Below are 19,767 nucleotides of genomic sequence, written 5' to 3'. Positions count from 1 at the left end.
ACTAGTTCGTTGAGTTACTTAATAATATCGAATCTCTTTTAAACTCAATACTTATCTAATAAGGGGCGAAGATGGCTGTTTTCTAAAAAGCTCTCATCTAATAAAGCCAAGCACTAAAAATCGCCGATCTAGAATAGCTAAGTTCTGATGAGCCTCAAGCCCCACCAGAACCGTATTCGCAGTGAATGACTTACTTTTTCTTCACAACTTGCTTGATGGCCATTTCAGCCAGTTTTGGTGTCGCTGCCTTCAATGCACTTGGTGCGACCTTCTTACCGGCCTTCACTACTTTGTTCAGTTGACCTTTAACCGATGTTCCCCGTTTCATTGCCTCCAAACGTTGGCGGTTTCTTTGCACATTATTAGCATCAGCTATGCCTTCGATTAGCATCTGCTTGAGTGCTTCTAAACCAAAAATCGTCTTTTCTGGTGCAATAGCGAGCGGCAACACGATATCAGACTGCAGCAATATATGGTTGTATTCGAGTGCTTGAGCAATGATCTTTGCTTTGGCCGATGTTGGGTTCTCTAAGTCATACGGAGGCTGCCACTCATCAACAGGCTTTAATCGGTCGACCTGATTCACAACCGAAACAACGATTGGCTTTTTGCGTGAGATGTTTTTAGGATCGTCATAAAAAGCATCAAACTTACCCTTCAATTGCTTATCCAGTTCACGAGCCGATTGATTGGCTTTAAGAACCCAAAGTACAACATCGGCTTGGGTCATCTCTTTAAGCATCAGAGCTTCGGTTTTGGCATTGCCATCCAGCCCTTGAAGATCAACAACGCGAACATCATTGTCATCGACAAACGCGTTGTATACGGTTGAAGTGTCGGTTGATGGCAATACATCCACCTCGGCAACGAGCTCCTGCTTGAGCGCATTAATCAGTGAGGATTTCCCAGAGCTTGTTTGCCCCACCAGCACAATTCTTACTGGCTCTAATTCTGGTGCAAAGCGCTGTTCATCTATTTCAGAAACATCAGACGCTCTTAATGCTTCATCTTCAATGCTGAATCGACCGCTATAGAGATCAATCGCTACCGCGGCCACCTCATCGAGTAAGGCTTGTTTCGCGGCGTATTGCATGTCATCCACCACGCCTTTGGTCATGGATGATGTCGCTTGCTCTCGACCTAAATCAGAAATCACTTTCAATGGATTCAAATACAGGTTCTTAAGGTGATTGCCCCAGATAGCGGCTTTAACGATCTTCTGCCCTAGCTCACCGTACTTGTCATAGGCTTCGTAGCCCGCTTTGATATAGGAAACCTTAAGATACTCAATTCCCGGTATATGTTCCCGTACCACTAACTTGTATCGTCGGCTCACTTCTTCAAACAGCTTCAGCCCTTCAGGGATTGAAAAATCGAGTGATTTCTTATCAAACTTTTTGGCGACGAACTCAAGTACCTCTAAACCGGTTTGGTCGAGATTACCCCACTCAATGTCGACCATTAACTGTTGTCGTACATGGTGTTTCGAGTCGTTCCAGATTGATAGCTCTGCTTGAGACCATTCATCGGACGCTTTGACCAACGCATCATTGATGTCTGAATTCTTGGGCGATGCTCCGGCTTCAGGTTGAACATCACTTTCATCATGTGAAGAAGAGTCGCTATAAGTTGGTTTACGCGAAGAGCGGCTAGAAATGAATAAAGGAATCGTGAACACCAAGGTACTCACCGCAATGGCAATCGACATTTCCAATAGGTAGCCATATTTGATCGCCAAGAAAAGACCAAAGGCCATCATGATAATGCTCGGGAAGATGGCCGAAATCAGAGCAATGCCCCAACGTCCACTAGACAGAACGGCCAATAATCGAAATAGGTTTCTAATTTTCTTCATAGCCCGACGCCGCCTTACCTTTTTTCAGGGATTCTTTGTAAATCTTTTGCATCTCTTTTTCAGAGACTTCTTCGCCTTTGTTCTTATGATAGAAGTAAAAACAAGCCGCGCGACCTAAACCATAGCTGGTACCGAAACTCATGGCGGCTGCTGCAACCGCTCCGACCGTTTGACCATAAACCGGAATCAACTTTATCAGCTGTCGAGTGCCCAGCTTCATTCCGTATTGCAAAGCAAAGCTGCTTCCCAAAGTACCTATCAACTCACTGAAGACTCTCTTGTTCCATTCGACCCCATATTGGTTGGCCAAACTGTGAAGCATTTTCGCTTGAATCGCGGGCACCGACACCAAACCAACACCCGGAATCAGGTCACTGGCCGCCGCACTTCCCGCGTACCAAAGTACTTCATTTTCGACTTGGTCAAAATTGGCTTCTTCTTGAGTGGAATGCTCTTTGTCTACCACCATCATTCCAATAACAGGGAGGATGTTGGTCAGCTTTTCTAACAAAACGTCATAGTTGTAAACTGAGCCACTGTTATTGCTCAAGTCATCCGTTTCGAAATCCACCGCGACCGATTCCAATCCCTTACCCCAAACCGTTTCTACTTGGTTGATGTTGAATTGAATTAGTCTTGCGCGGTCTGTTTCATTGGAAGACAAAACCGCCGTATGAACAAGCAACAAGTGTTTAATCTTCTTTTGTTTCTTAATCTGTTTCAGAGCCGCAAGCACGGAGGATTGCTCAGGCTCATCGGCTTTCATCACCACGACTAACGCATTACCCGCTTGGCCGATCTCTTCTAGATCCTCTTTAGGATCATAATCCGCCTCACTCAACCCTCTGGTATCGAGGAATCGCATTACCGGCTTAATTTGAGGAAACTCATACGACATTGCCGTCATAGTGCATGGAGCAAAGCCATTCCCCACTTCAATAGAGGAATCACCAGTGACCGCTTGGATAAACGATGACTTGCCCGCTCCCGTTTTGCCCAACAGCCACAGCGTCGGCAAATGCTGACGTTGGTATTCCTGAGCCTGTGTGAGGTCTGGATTCTTACTCGGATTGATGAAATCTTTTATTTGATCAAACATGGTTGGCTAACGCTCACTTAATCTTGAAATTCGGGGTGGTGACAACGCAATACTAGCTTATATAATCACAAATCCTATTAGACTTATGTTTGTTCAGTCGCACAGGTTTACAATACCTAAACACTTGTTTTTATATGCACACTTATTTTGTATACACGCTTTTTTATACGTGCGTGTATCACTATATTGATTCATGCATCGAACGAACAACAAACACAGAGAAGTAAAAGGTAAGTATGGAACAAATCTATTTGGCGGGCGGTTGCTTGTGGGGTGTACAAGAATTTATCAAATACGTTCCGGGTGTCATCAGCACAGAAGCAGGCCGTGCGAATGGAAACTCCGCACAGACACAAATCGATGCCGTAAAAAGTAATACAACAGAAAACGGTACATCAAATAATAGTGACTATGATGGCTACGCGGAGTGTGTCCAGATAGAGTTTGACCCAAGCATCACTTCAGTAACCATTCTGATGGGACATCTGTTTGAGATCATCGACCCATACAGCGTCAATAAACAGGGCGTCGATGTGGGTGAGAAATATCGCACGGGTGTTTACAGCACTAACGCCCTGCACTTAACTGAAGCTGAGCACTATATTACCTCTCGTGTTGATGCAGACCGCATTGCTCTCGAGATCTTGCCATTGACCAGTTATGTCGCCAGTGATGATATCCACCAGCATCACCTCAGCCAGTTCCCTGAAGACCACCACTTGTGCAATATTCCTTGGGATCTGCTGCATAAGTATAAATAACAGTAGTCACGACGTAAGATTGAGATGGTCACGACGTAAAATCGATAAAGCCTCAACAGGCATTACCCGTTGAGGCTTTTTAAGTTTTAATGACCCAGACAGCTATCGTAAATTTGTTTGATAGCTCAAACCATTAAGCGTTTAGCGTTTAGCGTTTAGCGTTTAGCATTAATAAATAAGTTACTTAGTTGTATTCTCAAGCACGTAATCTGGACCCGCTGTTTCAGCCGTCACGACCGCAAGTTTAGACACGTCTGCACCTTCGCCTTGGTAAGCGTTAATGCCGTTCTCAACCGTCATTTTTGGCAGCTCAACTGAGTAGCTCGAAATCTGCTCAGATGCTGTCACTTGGCCAACATATGTTTCATTGTCATACGTTGCACCCACTAACGGGTAATCTTCCGTTGCGCGAACACTGACAAACTCTGGAGACTCTGAATTATCGACAACGTTATTATTAAACGCGATATCAACACCGGCATAAATCTTTTCAACTTCGGCATTATTGAACAGGCTCACACGGTGAGTTTGATTGCCATAGATAATGCCCCACTGTGTATCAACCAATGAGTTGTTCTCGATGGTGATGTTTTTAGGCGTCCACTGTTTGTTAAGCTCTTTACCTTTAACCGACTGATCTAGCTCTTCGCCGTTTGCCACATCAATGATACCCGTATTAATCACGATACCACCACGTAGGTCAGCATTGCCTTCAATTACACCGTCACGTCCACGTGTATTCGCAATGTAGTTATTACGGATAACATGGTCTTCATCATAGATTCGAATGCCACCAGTTAAGTTCTTTTTATTACCTAGAATAATGTTATTTTCAACACTACTTCCTTTACCATGACGCAAAGAAATCAAAGCAGAACTTTCAAAAATTGTATTACCAGAAATTGTGTTGCCACCCGACTTAACTGAGACAAGCTCGCGCTCGCCATCCATGTCGATCATCAAGTTATTCACGAATTTTGAATTGGAATCCCACTGAGAGGATTTTGAATCACCAATACGAAGTGCTTCCCAGCTGTTGCCGTTGTAACGAATCGCTTCTTTGATGTCGAATTCATTAAACTGATTCGGTTTCTGATCCATGAAGATGTTATTAGCAATCAAGTGATTGTCTGCAGAATCATCTTTCTGTACACCAATCAACGTACCGCGCTTTTGTTTGCCTTCAAAGCGGTTGTTGATCACTTTGCCGTCTTTACCCCACAGAGAAACCCACAGGTATCTCGGGTATTCAGAACGACGCTCATCCGGTTGATATTCATAAGCGTGGTTAAAGTAGTAAAAGGTTGAATTCTGTAAAGTGTTGTTGTCGCCCATCATTCGAACGCCGCCAAATCTTTCGTTCGGACCACCTTCGGTAAACACTAAGCCATCTAGCGTGATGTCATCACCTTTAAGTTCAAACTGAACCAGGCCAGTTAACCATACAGAACCGGCTTGCTCTGCTTTAACGGTAATGTCATTCGCGGTAATAGTTACTTGACCTAAGTTCGCGTATTTACCGTTAGGAATAACAACTTCGTCGCCATCTTTTAGGTTTTCAAATTGTGCTTTAAGCGCGGCTACTTGCTCTTCTGATGCAACGTTTATTGTATTGCCATCCACCTCAGTTAAGCGGTCACTACTCAATAAGTAACTGCGGTCGATTTCGCTAATAGCAGGCGTAGCTTGTTCAGCGACACTGACTACCGGTGCTGTTTTTTCTTGTGTTGTACAGCCTGTTGCAAAAGCGAGCGTGAACGCGCTAATAATGCTTACCGATAATAGTTTTTTGTTCATCGTACATCTCACGTTAAAGTTTGGATTATAAAAATGACGACCACCCATTTAGGTGACCGTGATGTTATTTAGGATGCGTATTAAATTAGCCTTCGGCTGGAGTCACTTCGTCTTGTTGCTCGACTTTGTCATCGACTGCTTTAACAAGTAACAGACCAACAGAGAATACAATCAAGCCACACAGAACGAATACCATGCGTCCCCACATTGGGTTTGGCAGTACAAACATAGTCATTACGCCCACACCCGCTACCGCGATAAGTGAACCCAACATACGACGTTGCTTGTTATCCAGTTTCTTCTGTTCATTACTTTCAGCAACTAATGGTGTCGCTAGGTTGTTGAAGAACTTGTCTACGTCTTTCTCACGGTGCGCCGGTAATGGCTTGTAGAACAGCGTTGAAAGAACAAAGAAGCCAGCAGTAAATATGATGTGACCGATAAGACCGATAGCCACTTTTAGGTCAGACCATTCACGGCCTGTCAGTTCATTCAAACCGAACCAGTTTTGGATCATGTCCGCTGTGATAACGAAACCAACGAAGTAAGAAACCACACCACCGACTACTAGCGTGCCCCAACCGGCCCAATCCGGTGTTTTACGGATAAAGAAGCCACAGAATGCTGGAATCGTCATTGGGAAGCCGATCAGTGCACCCACGTACATCATCGTATCGAAAAGGCTCAATCCTTTAAGAGAGTTGATGAACAGTGCAACCAAGATGATCGCGATGCCGAAGAAAGTAGACGTTATTTTAGAAACGACCATTAGCTCTTTCTCTGTCGCTTTAGGGCGAAGAATCGGCTCGTAGAAGTTCTTAACAAAAATACCTGAGTTGCGGTTTAGACCAGAGTCCATTGAAGACATTGTTGCTGCAAACATCGCGGCAATCAGAAGACCAACCATACCAACCGGCATGTACTCTTGAACAAAGTAAAGGTAAGCGAAATCAGCGGCTTTGCTGCCGGCGTCAGGGTAAGCAGCGGCTAAATCAACACCTTGACCTGCCATGAACCATGAAGGCATGAACCAAATGATTGGACCAAGCGTCATCAGTACACAGGCAAGTAGTGCCGCTTTACGCGCGTTGTTTGAGTCTTTAGCCGCAAGGTAACGGTAAGAGTTCAGCATATTGTTCGTGATGCTGAACTGCTTTAAGAAGATGAACACTGCCCAGATGCTGAAGATGCTTAGGTAATTAAGGTTATCACCCGTAATAAATGAATCAGTTGGGAAGTCGTTTATAATTTGTGTAACGCCGCCACCGTGGTAAACCGCAACCACTGCACACGTTACTGTCACAGCCATGATAATCACCATCTGCATAAAGTCAGATGCGATTACTGCCCATGAACCGCCTGTTACTGACATTACCAATACAACCAAACCCGTTAGGATAATCGTTGTCGTCATGTCAAAGCCGAAGATACCCGATGCGATGATCGCAAGGCCGTTCAGCCAGATACCCGCAGAGATAACACTGTTTGGCATACCCGACCAAGTAAACACTTGCTCATTAACCTTACCAAAACGCATACGAATCGCTTCAATTACCGTCACAACACGCAGTTGGCGGAACTTAGGAGCAAAGTATAGGTAGTTCATCAAGTAACCAAATGCGTTAGCGATGAAGATAATCGCTACTGCAAAGCCATCAGTAAAGGCTTTACCTGCTGCACCGGTAAATGTCCATGCGCTGAACTGGGTCATAAATGCGGTTGCACCTACCATCCACCAAAGCATGTTACCTCCTCCACGGAAGTAATCACTTGTCGTACTTGTAAACGTTCTGAACATCCACCCTATTGCAATTAAGAATAGGAAGTAGATGCCAACTATCAGGGTATTGAGTTCCATCTTGAGACCTTTTATTTATGTTTTTTTGTTAGGTTCACTATAGATAGATGACAAGTACATTTGTACTACAATAACTTAAATGCGTGACGACGATCTTAGACTATTACACACTAATAATCATACAAGTGATCGAGTTCAAAGTTGCACCGTTCGGGAGCGTAATTCATCAAGCCAGTGCAGTCTCTGGCAACCAAAGTCTTTACATTGAGGCGAAAAGCTCTCTAAATGTGAATTAAATCTCAAAAAAAGACTAAATCATCATTAGAAAATTTTAATCGTAACTAGAAAATCCACGACCAGACATCATGACAAGCATTTCATATAATTTATAAAGATGATTCAATCCAACTCATTTGTATTACAAATATGACAATCTTAACGTCCAATTTCGCTTTAAAAAGTTCCCTTTATTAGACCGTTAATAATGAAAACTTGAAAACCAGTAATAGGTGCTGACAGTTATTCTCGGAAGTGAAATGCTTTTAACACACCGACTACACTTTCCCCCGTCCAATGAAAAGGTGTCATTATGAAGAAATACATCCCAATATTGATTGCTCTTAGTACGATGTCTTCTATGAGTTACGCAGCTACACCGCGTGAAGACGCTGTTGATTATCTACAAATGCGAAAAGGTGTCGCTTATCAAGTCAACCACTCAAAACCATTTACTGGTCAATTTGAAGAGGCATTCGATAACGGCCAAATAGCAACTCAAGCGCAATTCGCTGATGGCCTGCAGCTTGGATTAGAAACCAACTGGTATCCGAATGGTCAGATCGCTTCTAAAGTGAATTACGAAAAAGGTGAATTGCAGGGCAAAGCCGAAGCCTGGTATCCCAATGGGCAGAAAAAAGCACAGCTCAATTATGAAGATAATGAATTGTCAGGCGTTGCCTCTCGATGGTATCCAAACGGCGAACAGAGCCTTACTGCTCAATACAGCAAAGGGCAAAAAGATGGGTTGGTAACGGATTATTACCCGAACGGTCACAAGGCCAGTGAGACCAAGTTTGATGACGGTGAAATTGCTAATGGTACATTAACTCGTTGGAATCAGAACGGAGATAAGATTGAGGAGCTGACCTTTAAAGGCCACAAAATTACGTCCAAACAAGTATGGATGCCGACGCAAAGTTAACCTTTTATAGACTAGACCTACTCCAAGACGCATTCATGTCATCATGCATGAGTGCTTCTTGTCGGTTAGTTCAATAGAGTTTGATAGAGTTTGATAGAGTTTGATAAGCACACAAGATCATCGATATTAATACAACGATATCAACTCCAATGATTCTGAAAATTTAAAAGAACATCCCGCCTCAGTTCTACCACCTACTAACCCATGAATTCAAAGCAAAAAAAAACGCCCATGTTGCCTGTATCAACATGAGCGCAAAGACAGATCTTCACTGTCATCTCCTACCTCTCTAAAGGAAAGCAGAAGTTATAATTAGAATAGTTGGGAGCAATAATCAAAATGCTCTTACGAGCATTTCAACGATTTCTTCTTTTGTCATCAGTTTAGAGCGACGGTTCCCAATCGCACCAAAGTCAGACCTATATAGCAGGCTATGTCACTGACTTGCCTACTACACTTCAATCCTTCTCTGTTTGAGGCTTTCAATCACCTCAAGCAAATGCCGAATGCTTTTAAGCTACTTTAAGTTTCAAAATGTCGTAGGTTTTCAAGTGCCGTAGGTTTTAAATCACTACAGCTTTTAAACCACGTTTAGCTTTTGCACCTTTATAACCTTTCATAACCTTTCATAACCTCTCAACCGCTTAGAGCCTTTAAACCATGTTCGCTTTTAAAGCGTTTTAACTTGTAATCCACTCTTGGAAATTCAGAGATGAACCATCAGTTCACCTATCCACGCTCTACATGAGCATACATTCAACATGTCAAACATATGTATCGCCGCTGAAAGTTAGTAAATAATAATGTATTACAAATAAAAATGGTAATTAAAGATTCGAATTTTTGCTGTAGCGCACATTTATTGACAGAGAAAACTCTATAAATCGACGAGACTGATTTGACAAGTCACTTTAAAACAATGAGTTATATTATAACCCTTACTTTGTAACCCTTTGTAAATAGGGGGTTTATCATGACAACACGATCTAATTCACAGAACCACAGCACTCTAATCGTTAGCATATTTGTATTATTTAAATGCAAATAAATGTTTGGTAATTAAACGATTATCTCTACAACCAAATGCATTAAAGACAAGAACTACTCTATTTGGCTCGAAATTAGGGCCAATACTCAACCTATAAATATGGAACTAATACCATGAATAAAACTAAAATCGTGATTGCTGTGGCATCTGTACTCGCTGCTGGCTCTGTATCTGCGGCGTCTTTCGATATGAGACACGAATACAAGAGTCACACAGATCAACACGCTACTCGTGTAAAACTGGGCGATAGCATTGGCAACTTCCTTGTAGATATCGAAGCAAAATTCAAGGGAGAAGACGGTAAATTCATGGAAGACTTGAAGAATAATGGCTGGGAGCTTGGTCTAAACTACCGTCACGTACTTAACGACAATTGGACGATGACTTACGGTATGCCGATTGAAGGTCGCGAATCTGGCGTTACGTATAAACCTCAAGTTCGTGCAACATACAAAGTGGATAGCATTGACGGTTTAAGCCTAAGTGCTCGTTACCGTTACGATATGAGACAGAACACGAGCAGCTCAGAGTACCAGTTCGATAGTAATGGCGACGTTATCGTTGATAGTGACGGTGTACCAATCACGGTTGATAAAAACGTTTCTAATCAGCGTCGTCATCGTCTAACGGCAAACGTTAACTACTCAATAGAAAACTGGCGTTTCGGTTTTGAAGGTAACTACTACAAAGCTGACGATTACGACATCTACGATAACGATGATACCAACTACGAGTTGAACGCAAGTATTCGCCACATTATGGGTCAATGGGCACCGTATGTAGAATTTGGTGATGTGAGCACTTCTTCAACAAAAGCAACTCGTGAATTACGTAGCCGTGTAGGTCTTACTTACAGCTTCTAAACTGCACCCAATATGAAGAATCTAAGATAATTACTGTCCTAATTTTCTAAGACCTAAACAAAAGCCAGCGCAATCGCTGGCTTTTTTGTACCTTCAAATCTATGCGTTCGTAAATGAACGAGCAGAAAACTTTCTAGCGCTTACTCTAATTCTAGCTCTAACTTTAGTGACTGATCCGATACAAAAATGAAAGTGTCACTTCATCGTTCGGAACCACTCGTTTTTGTTGAGCCAAAAGTAGCTCAGCCGTTGAAACCGCATCGGCTAAGGCATTGTGGCTGTTGTACTCAGGAAGCCCATATCTTCCACGTGTTCCTGCTAGAGTTAAATCCACTTCTTCATGATTACTGATCGCTTTTTCCATCGTCTTTTCAATACGCAATGTATCTAACCAAAGCAAAGGCACCGCCCTCAATCCATAACATCTAAGCAAATATTGATTAATAAAAGTCTCTTCTACGACACAAGCGTGCGCCACAATAATTTTACCTTTTGCTGCTTCAAAAAAAGTCAGCATTGCATCATGAATCGAGGCACCCTCTTCCAACATTTGTGGTGTGATGTGGTTAATGACTGCAGTTTCTGCGTTGATCTGAGAATCGTTATTAAGGTAAATATGCTTGGCTGATGCTAAGTCAATTCTCCCCTTAACCACATCAACCCATCCCATGGACAAAATAAGATCTTGTTCGCTATCTAAGCCGGTCGTTTCAAGATCCAACACAATGTAATCGCTGTCTTTAGCTTTATCCGTCATCTCTGGACAAGGTTGTTCAACAAGATCGTGTAACGCTTCTGGCAACTTAACCGTACCCAGATATTGTTTACGCTTGCGTTTAATTCGTTCAAGCGGGTGAAAGTAGTTCAACAAGGCTTTCATTAACGCGCTCCGAAACGAATTTTCGCCGCTTCTTGAAGGTCGGCAATGATCCTAAAGGCATCTTTCAAGTGCTTACGCTCAAAGCTACCAAAACTGTCTGGGTTGATGTTGTTGTCTGGCACATCTCCATTCTTCAAAGCTTCAAGTTGATGGCCGAAACGGAAAGACAGAATGAACTGATACGCACCAAGGATGTTCTTGAACGCGTCATCACTCAACATGCCTTTTTCATTGGCTGCAGCAAAGCGTTCATCGGTTGCCGACAAATCACATTCCACCGCTAATCCGTAAATACGCGCAAGATCGATAATCAAGTTGATGGCGTACTTCTTCACATTGAGTGTTTTCTTATTCTCACCCGATTTCTCTAGAACCAAACTGTTGAAGATACCCAGTGGCGGGTTGGTGTTCACCGCATCTTTCACTAGTGTGCTTAAAAACTCACGGTTGCCGCGAATATTAGAATGCAGCTCATCACGAAGAATGCCTTCGAACTCACTGTTGCCATAGATAGTACGGATTTCTAGGAACACACTGATGTTGAGTAAGCGTTCGTACTCAGGGTTTGCGACCCACTTTTTATAGTAGTGCTTCCAAACACCAAGTGGCTGGCACCATTTTGGTGTCGCCGCCATGAATTTACCCGGACACAGTGGATAATCACAACTCGCTAACCCGTTGGTCACCATCATTGCTAGGTGTTTAAAGTAAATTCGGTCGCTGTCGGTTGCATCGTCAGCGAGTACAATCGCACTGTCTTGGTCCGACAACATATGAACTTCATTACGCGCGTGCGAGCCCGCCACGATCCAAGAAAAATCGCAAGGTGGTGGGCCTAACTTATCAATCGCTATCTGAATCAATCGGCGCGTGTAGGCATCCATAATCATGGTCATTACCTTACCCACCGTTTCAGGTGCCACTTTGCCTTCCACCAGCGCTTCAAAAATAGCCTGTCTTTCGGAAGTAAATGAAGACATGGTTTTCACGCTGCCCGCGTATTTAATTTTCTCGATTAAGAAGATCGCTTGAACACGGTGGTTTTGAACCAAGTGAGACGTAGTAAGAAGGCCAACGACTTTGTTTTCTTTTACTACTGGAAGGTTACGAATGTTGAATTGCATCATGATAGACGCGGCATGCAACACGAGATCATCCGGTTTAACCGTCAGCGGAGAGTGCGTCATCACCTCAGAAATCAAGCTATCGGTACTGACACCATGCGCGATGACTCGCTTGGTCATATCTCGATCGGTAATCAAGCCAACAATGGTTTCACCTTCATAGATCACCGCACACGGTGAGCGTTGGTGCAACATTTCAACCGCGACCGATTGAATGGTTTGTTCAGACTTAACGATTGCAACCTGTCCGCTTGCGACTTCTTCAACCTTACGAATGAACAAGCCTTTCTCTTTGTTTGACCACACCACATCGAGTGCCGACTTCAAGCGAACCTGAGCCTGTGACGCAAAATGTTCAGCGCAGCTTGGAAATGCCTTGAACAGCGCTTGAAGTGCCGAGTGTGGAATCACATAAAGTAAGGTGTTTTCGATTGCGATCGCTCTGTAGCCTTTCTCGTCGTTAACTTCAGAATCTAAGAACGTAAAGCCGAACAAATCTTCACTGCCTAAACGCGCACGAAGTACACCGTCTGACTTTCTTTGTTCCATAGAACCGGTTCGAATGATGTAGAGCGACTTTTCTTTACCCGACTCACACAGATCAACCACATCCCCTTTGCCGAGATAAGTGATCTGAACATTAGAGGCAAGTTCACGAAGCGCTTCTTTAGGGATCTTATCGAAAGGGTCTATCTGACCGATAAATTGAAGAATATTTGGCAAAAGAGACTGAGGCATAATCACACTCGCAATAATTTAATTAGTATTATTATATAACCAACAATGTCAGTTACTAGTGCTTTTAACAAAACAACAAACAATAGGTTAAATATTGGACATTGGTCAGGTTTTCATCAATTTTGGATGTAAAAAAAGCACGTATCAAACGTGCTTTTTTAAATGTGTATCTTATTTGGACAATGATTTTAATCTTGGTTGCCCTAGTTCTTCAAATCTATAGACAAAAACGATTAGAACTTCAGATTTAAAACCTTTTAAAAACAGTTAGCTAGCTATTGGCAATCTATGATTGGTATCTAATAGGTGGCTTGCCGACGCTTGGCGCGCCTTATCACTGTTGCCAGCCATGATTGCTTCATAAATTTGGCGATGCTCGTTAATACACGTACTTCCCTCTTCAGAAGAGTGAGAAATAAAGTTAACAAACATAGTCGTTAAGATATTACCAAATGGCAGGTAAAAGTCGTTACCCGTTGCATTGAAGATAAGGCTATGGAATTTCATATCGATATCTAACCAACTTTCTTGGTTAAACTCTTCAGCACCCGATATTTCTACCATTTGTTGAAAAATACCCGATAATTCAATACGTTGATCAGCGCTAGCGAACTGAGCTGCTAGCGCACACGCTTCAGGTTCAATCGCACGACGTAAACCCAAGAACTGATGGCAGAATTGATCGGTGTCTGCTAATCCATCCATCCATTCAATCAATTGCGGATCTAAAAAGTTCCAGAATGCGCGGTCAACAACGCGAGTACCTATTTTTGGACGAGATTCTAGTAGGCCTTTTGAAGTCAGAAGCTTAACGGCTTCTCTTAATGCCGTTCTACTTATCCCAAATTGCTGACACAACGCCATTTCACCAGGGATAATGGAACCTTGAGGCAATTTGCCCGACAAAACACCACGAGCGATTTCACGTGCAACTTGCACATGAAGGCTTCGCTTAGAGCCTGAAATCGAATTGAAAGAGCCAGCCATGTGTCTACTTACTTATTAGATATGTATTATTTAACGCGGACTATAACACTGATTTATATCTGCACCAACTCAGTATAAGAATAACGTGAGGTCAATCCTGATATAGGCTAAGGCAATATTTTGTTAATCTTATAAAGATTGACCACACAAACCATAACCAAGCCATTAATTCATACAAATAGTTCTTATTTACACTGATTTTGTATGCGCAAACTCACAAAACCACCTTTACCCCGACTATTAATCTCGTTAATGATCAGTTTTGAGATAGCCACACTTGAATATAGCAAGTGTTATTGTATGATTTATTAACGCAAATAATCTACAATATAGGCGACGCTGATGTTTAATGACTTAAAGGGTAAACGCATTCTAATTACTGGCTCTACCGCTGGTATGGGTTTAGCTACCGCACGTGTTTTCGCAAAGTACGGTGCAAAGATTGGTATCAATAGTCGAGCTCTCAGCCCAAAAGTTGATGGCGTTCTATCTGAGCTCACAGCACTTGGCGGTGATGTTGCGTTTTTTCCAGCAAACTTGATGGAAACATCAGATTGCGAAAAATTAGTCAAAGAATTCACCGATCATTTCGGTGGCATGGATGTGTTGATTAATAACGCAGGTGGCCTTGGCGGTCGTGCAAACCTAGAAAATATCGATGACGAATTTTATGAGCGTGTAATGAATCTTAACGTTCGCTCTGCATTGATGACAACCAAGTTTTCTATCCCTCATTTACGCGCATCTGCCATTAAGTCTGGACAAACATCGTGTGTTATCAGCACAGGCTCGATTGCTGCTCGTGAAGGTGGTGGTGTGGGTGCTGGCGTATATGCCGCATCAAAAGCGTGGCTACACGATATCCACCGCAACTGGGTGAAAGAGTTTGCTAAAGACAATATCCGTTTCAACATTGTTTCACCGGGTACTATCGACACCGCATTTCACGATGGCAAAAGTGATGAACTAAAATCGACCATTGCTAGCAATATTCCTATGGGACGCTTTGGCAATATTGAAGAAGTGGCTCCTACTTTTGCTTTCTTCGCATCGCACGCTTGCAGCGGTTACATCACAGGACAAATTCTGGATGTAAACGGCGGACAAATAGCGCCCTAGCTTTCTAATTAAAAAGGCGAGCTAAGTTATATTTAGCATGGTCGCAAAGTTAACAAGGTCTCTAAGTTAATAAGAGCGCAGAGTTATATAAAGTCGCGAAGCTAATCGGCTCACAGAGCTATAAAAGCGCATTACATTTGGTCAATAGACCGTAGTAGATGAGGGAAAACCTCACGCAACATAGACGTATACACTGACACCAAAAGCCAGATTCGTCTGGTTTTTTTGTTTTTAAATTTCAATTTCAGGTGGTTTAAATGTCAATATTTACATTGGTGGAAGATTCAAGCCGCCGAATTCACGTTCAAGTAGCAAGGCAAATTGCTCGCAAGATCTTGTCTGGCGAGTTAGAAGAAAATCAGAAGTTACCCAGCGAAATGGAGCTCTGCGAGATCTTTGGAGTAAGCAGAACAGCACTTCGAGAGTCAACAAAGCTGCTTTCTGCAAAAGGGCTCATTGAGTCAAAGCCTAAAGTCGGCACTCGTATAAAACCAAGAACACAATGGCACTTTTTAGACCCGCAATTACTCTATTGGATTCAAGATTTAGAAGACACTAAACCCTTCTTATCTCAATTCTTGGGTTTAAGAAAAGCAATAGATCCAGAAGCGTGCGCTCTGGCGGCAACCAACGCAACTGTCGAGCAGCGTAAAGAGCTTTCTATTCTTTTCCAAAAAATGACACTCGCAGCTAACAGCTTTGACTATGAAGAATGGACAACGCACGACCATTTGTTTCACCAAACGATTTTTCTGTCGACTGGCAACCAGTTTTACATCCCGTTCGCAAATATATTGTCGACGATCTTCAAGCAGTTTATCGATCATTCCGCAGAAGGCGGACGCTTCTGTCTAGAAGAACACAAAGCAATATACGATGCGATCATGTCCGGCAACGCAAAGCAAGCGCGAGTCGCTTCTCAATTATTGCTTGATGATGAAAATCAAAAATTATCTAAGGTTGAATTAGCGTTCGCATAACCAAGACTTACTAGAACTGATTCGTGTTGATCAAAATGAGTGCTTTCTTAAGCACGAATCAGTCCTGTAGTTAATGTCTGCTGCTGTAGATGTCTCAGCTTTAACTGTCAGCTTACTCTAATGGTCAGTTTTACCTTAATCGTTAGCTTTCTTTAGCCGCCAATTTTGTTTTAGTTATCAATCTTGTCTTAACCATCAATTACCGTAGTGTTTCATCTTTAAACGTTGAACTCAGGTCATCTCAGTGAAGCTTACGGTTACACACATAAGGTGTTGTTTGTGTCTTCGCAATCGTACGTAAGGAAAAATTTCTCTCTCGCCTGGCCCCTAGCCTTAAACGCATTACTGATGCAGTCGATGTTAATGATCGATACCTTGCTCGTATCTCCGCTCGGTGAAATTCCTCTCGCCGCAATGGGTATTGCCACGACCATCATCGCCTTTGTGTTGGGCATCCAAATGGCATTGGCGAATGGTACACAACTTGTACTCAGTCGTGCTGTGGGCTCTGGTATCGCAGCTTCTCTTTCCAAAGCATTTTGGGCAGGTTTATTCATCAACCTCGGCGTTGCAGCGATATTTTGGCTTCTACTTACCTTTTTCGAACAACCTTTGATTCAAGCCTTAACCGACGATAAAACGCTTCATCTTGAAATCAGCCACTATCTGGATATTTCCAAGTATATAGTGATTTTCACGGCATTAACGCAAGTCATCATCGCGCTGTTTAATGGATTAGGAAGAACCAAAGTCCCCTTTAAGGGTTACTTGATCGAATTACCGATCAACGCTGTGCTCTCTTACGTACTTATTCATGGCTTCACTAATTTTGAAGGCATCGGCGTACAAGGTGCAGCGCTTGGCAGTGTTATCGCTATCACCATCCGTTTAGTGTATTTAATTCTGTGTGTGCACTACGATTCATCCGTTTCACTGAAATTGGATACTCAAAAGTCAGAATTCATCACCAACATCCGTCGCCACTTTATTGAGATATTCCCAGTAGCAGCGAATGTGACCATGCTATCGATTGGCGCGACGATTTATCAATTATTGTACTCGCAACTCAATATCAACGCGTACGTTGCGATTACCTTAGTTATGCCGTGGTTACGAGCTGGGACTCAGTTCATTACCGCTTGGGCGCACTCTTCCGCTATTACGATCAGCCAAGCGATCGGCTCCAAGAAAATGGGAGACCTAACTAAAAATGTTGATACCAGTATCGATGTCGCGGTAGGTATTTCTGTCATTTGTGCCGTTATGTTTGCCGGTTTAAGTGTGGTGATTGGCGACGTATACCCAGACTTAGATCCTTCAACCTATCAAGCACTGGCTGTTATTGCCCCACTCTACATATTCTTGCCGATCGTTCGGGGCTACAACACCGTGCACGGACATGTCTTGAGAGCGCTAGGTAAAACCACAGACGTATTTAAAATAAATTTTACAGGCCAATGGATAGTTTCAATCCCTTTGTGCGCATTGATTATCTTTGGCTTAGATGGCTCTATTTTTTGGGCATTTGCAGTTCAACCTTTCGAAGAGATAGTCAAAGCGTTCCCGTTTAGACACTTAGCGCGTAAATCTTTGAAAGAGTTTGATGCAAACAAAGCCAATGAGTTGATGTATGACTAAACGCCGTCGTTCCCTCTAAGCTCTAAGTTCTAAGTTCTAAGTTCTAAGTTCTAAGTTCTAAGTTCTAAGTTCTAAGCAGTTTGATTAACAGCCTTGTCCTTTGACAAGGCTGTTTTGTTTTAGATTTCATATTTGATTGGATTCTAGTTTGGGTTAATCAACCCTCTTGGGTTAACTAATTCTCGACAGCAAGAGTGAGATCCATTCATAAACCTCAATAAGCAGACTCCATATGACATTAATCAAGACCAGCAAACCGTCTTGATGTGTTGGATGCATTAATAAACACAAACGCCATATATAAAAGGCTCAAATAAAAAAAGGCCACTTAACATTGAGTTAAGTGGCCTTTAAAAATGCTTGATGAGCTAGCTTATTGCCTGCTCTATTTCGTATCTATTTACCGTTAAGCTTAAGTGCAGAGAAGGTCACACTGTTGTAATCACCATTCTTTTTATCAACAGCGAAATCGCCAGTGCCTGCACAACCCGGCCCCCAAACAGGGTGAGTATCATTTACGCTACATTGGCCGTATGCGCCAGCTTTGTAATAAAAATCATCTTCAGCATAGCCCGTTGGGGAATCAAGTTCATCGATACCTTTACTCAAGTCGATTTCGTACTTAACCGTATCGTGACGAGCCGTTTCAAATGTCAGGTACATCATGGTGCCTTTCACTTCCACTTTGTAACTAAACTCTTCACCTAGTGCAATGCCCGCTTTACCCGGCTCTGCTGGATTTTCCCATGTATTACCCCAAACAGGATAAGCAATATCAGCACGGTTAGGATCTTTCTTCTCTAGGTTACGTTCATAGTTCCAAAATACTGATCCCATCTCTTGATCAGGAAACTTCTTATAGAAGATCTTCAGTGGTTCATTGCCATGTCCATACCCAGTTCCCGCTTTAATAAGCTCGTTGTGTTTCTTAGCGTGTATTTGACCAACAACCACTGAATGAGCTGGATATCTCTCTGGGAATTTAGCGTTTACAGAGACATGATTGACTTTTAATGTCGCTTCCAACGTTCCACCTACCGCACTGTATTCAGTGGCAGATGGGTGGCTAGACAGTGCCCATTGGTTTCCCTTATCAGCAGTATCAATCGAGAAATCTGCACCACGTGGCATCTGACGCAATTCAGAGCGTGCATTTTTCGAGTTTTTAGTCGTAATAGCTTGATTCTGTACTTCAAATACAAGGTGGCCGTCTTTATCCAGATGAAAGAAGTCACTATGTGAGTAGCTCATCATCGCTACCCCTTCTATTTCATCAACACGACCATCTTCATTAATATCCGAAGGAATCGTTATTTTCCAATTACGCATATCAAACTTATCAGCAGGCACTGGATCAGAAACACCGTTATTTGCAAAAGTAACCATTGGCACAGTCGCTAATAACGCCACTGCTAATATGTTTTTCTTAAACATGACTCATCCTTTATCGTTAACCAATACCAAGTAACACTCTCAGTATAAAAACTACGTTAAACACCAATTCGTAATAATGACTATTTATTCCGACTTAAATACCACCTAAAAAGCAACAACACAAAAACGACTGATTAACACTTCTCTAACGCCAACTTTAAAATAGCTAACCTTGAATTTACCGTGCAAGTGATCATACCCATCAACCAACTCTGTTACTTGTATGCCATTAATAGTTATAAATTGAATTATTTGTCTTATTTTAACACATTGGTATCAGTTGATTTACGACGTTTATAAATATGAGATCCAAGTCATTATCGATTTAAAAAACAGAGTGATAATTGAGATATTCATAGCATTTAGCTATACATTCAGGCGATTATTCAGAAGTTTTTGATAGATCTCACAGAAATTTGACCCGGTAATAAATATCATATTTGTC

14 protein-coding genes are annotated in these 19,767 nt (G+C 42.4%); 6 read left to right on the top strand and 8 right to left on the bottom strand.

All coding sequences use genetic code 11. The annotated features are described in order from the left end of the window. Positions 1-190 precede the first annotated feature (190 nt). Both AACW75_RS05580 and AACW75_RS05575 read right to left on the bottom strand, forming a co-directional pair. Positions 191-1,855 (bottom strand): GTPase family protein, encoded by a 1,665-nt coding sequence (locus AACW75_RS05580; protein ID WP_145570175.1) that lies wholly within the window; start codon positions 1,853-1,855, stop codon positions 191-193. Beyond that, on the bottom strand, positions 1,842-2,954 hold the full coding sequence (locus AACW75_RS05575; protein WP_237297666.1) for a YcjF family protein: 1,113 nt from the start codon (positions 2,952-2,954) through the stop codon (positions 1,842-1,844). The genes AACW75_RS05580 and AACW75_RS05575 overlap by 14 nt, the downstream gene beginning before the upstream one ends. A 236-nt stretch (positions 2,955-3,190) precedes the next feature. Here AACW75_RS05575 and AACW75_RS05570 point away from each other — a divergent pair, with 236 nt between their 5' ends. Beyond that, positions 3,191-3,715 (top strand): peptide-methionine (S)-S-oxide reductase, encoded by a 525-nt coding sequence (locus AACW75_RS05570; RefSeq protein WP_145570173.1) that lies wholly within the window; start codon positions 3,191-3,193, stop codon positions 3,713-3,715. A 180-nt stretch (positions 3,716-3,895) separates the two neighbouring features. Here the strand turns inward: AACW75_RS05570 and AACW75_RS05565 are convergent, their stop codons facing one another. Then, positions 3,896-5,512, bottom strand: coding sequence for a polysaccharide lyase 6 family protein (locus AACW75_RS05565; protein ID WP_145570172.1), 1,617 nt, complete (start codon positions 5,510-5,512; stop codon positions 3,896-3,898). A gap of 85 nt (positions 5,513-5,597) precedes the next feature. Then, positions 5,598-7,370 (bottom strand): sodium:solute symporter family transporter, encoded by a 1,773-nt coding sequence (locus AACW75_RS05560; protein ID WP_145570171.1) that lies wholly within the window; start codon positions 7,368-7,370, stop codon positions 5,598-5,600. A 529-nt stretch (positions 7,371-7,899) separates the two neighbouring features. Here AACW75_RS05560 and AACW75_RS05555 point away from each other — a divergent pair. Both AACW75_RS05555 and AACW75_RS05550 read left to right on the top strand, forming a co-directional pair. Next, positions 7,900-8,511, top strand: coding sequence for a toxin-antitoxin system YwqK family antitoxin (locus tag AACW75_RS05555; protein ID WP_145564505.1), 612 nt, complete (start codon positions 7,900-7,902; stop codon positions 8,509-8,511). A 1,161-nt stretch (positions 8,512-9,672) separates the two neighbouring features. Next, positions 9,673-10,422, top strand: a complete 750-nt coding sequence (locus AACW75_RS05550) for an oligogalacturonate-specific porin KdgM family protein (protein WP_135456453.1) — start codon at positions 9,673-9,675, stop codon at positions 10,420-10,422. Between the two features lie 163 nt (positions 10,423-10,585). On the opposite strand, the gene AACW75_RS05545 is transcribed toward AACW75_RS05550, so the two are convergent. The 3 genes from AACW75_RS05545 to AACW75_RS05535 all read right to left on the bottom strand — a co-directional run bounded on the left by AACW75_RS05545 (position 10,586) and on the right by AACW75_RS05535 (position 14,151). Beyond that, positions 10,586-11,302, bottom strand: a complete 717-nt coding sequence (locus AACW75_RS05545; RefSeq protein ID WP_017076726.1) for a 3'-5' exonuclease — start codon at positions 11,300-11,302, stop codon at positions 10,586-10,588. Continuing rightward, positions 11,302-13,164 (bottom strand): DUF294 nucleotidyltransferase-like domain-containing protein, encoded by a 1,863-nt coding sequence (locus AACW75_RS05540; protein WP_017076727.1) that lies wholly within the window; start codon positions 13,162-13,164, stop codon positions 11,302-11,304. Before AACW75_RS05540 ends, AACW75_RS05545 begins: the two co-directional genes overlap by 1 nt. Positions 13,165-13,431: 267 nt before the next feature. Beyond that, complete coding sequence (locus AACW75_RS05535; RefSeq protein WP_135456459.1) at positions 13,432-14,151, bottom strand: FadR/GntR family transcriptional regulator; 720 nt, start codon at positions 14,149-14,151, stop codon at positions 13,432-13,434. 342 nt (positions 14,152-14,493) lie between these two features. On the opposite strand from AACW75_RS05535, the gene AACW75_RS05530 reads away from it, so the two are divergent. The 3 genes from AACW75_RS05530 to AACW75_RS05520 all read left to right on the top strand — a co-directional run bounded on the left by AACW75_RS05530 (position 14,494) and on the right by AACW75_RS05520 (position 17,888). Continuing rightward, entirely contained in the window at positions 14,494-15,270 is a 777-nt protein-coding gene (locus tag AACW75_RS05530; RefSeq protein WP_145570170.1) for an SDR family NAD(P)-dependent oxidoreductase, read from the top strand. A 257-nt stretch (positions 15,271-15,527) separates the two neighbouring features. Continuing rightward, a complete protein-coding gene (locus tag AACW75_RS05525) occupies positions 15,528-16,250 on the top strand; it encodes a FadR/GntR family transcriptional regulator (RefSeq protein ID WP_017076730.1) in 723 nt (240 codons plus the stop codon). Between the two features lie 270 nt (positions 16,251-16,520). Continuing rightward, on the top strand, positions 16,521-17,888 hold the full coding sequence (locus tag AACW75_RS05520) for an MATE family efflux transporter (protein ID WP_145570310.1): 1,368 nt from the start codon (positions 16,521-16,523) through the stop codon (positions 17,886-17,888). Positions 17,889-18,284: 396 nt separating this feature from the next. Here the strand turns inward: AACW75_RS05520 and AACW75_RS05515 are convergent, their stop codons facing one another. After that, positions 18,285-19,322 carry a polysaccharide lyase family 7 protein gene (locus tag AACW75_RS05515; protein ID WP_017076732.1) on the bottom strand — a complete coding sequence of 346 codons (1,038 nt, stop codon included), beginning with the start codon at positions 19,320-19,322 and terminating at the stop codon, positions 18,285-18,287. Positions 19,323-19,767 lie beyond the last annotated feature (445 nt).

Source organism: Vibrio sp. L3-7, assembly GCF_963898195.1.
GTDB lineage: Bacteria > Pseudomonadota > Gammaproteobacteria > Enterobacterales > Vibrionaceae > Vibrio > Vibrio echinoideorum.
The sequence above is the reverse complement of the archived record's forward strand: the minus strand, read 5'-3'. Positions and strand labels throughout refer to the sequence as shown.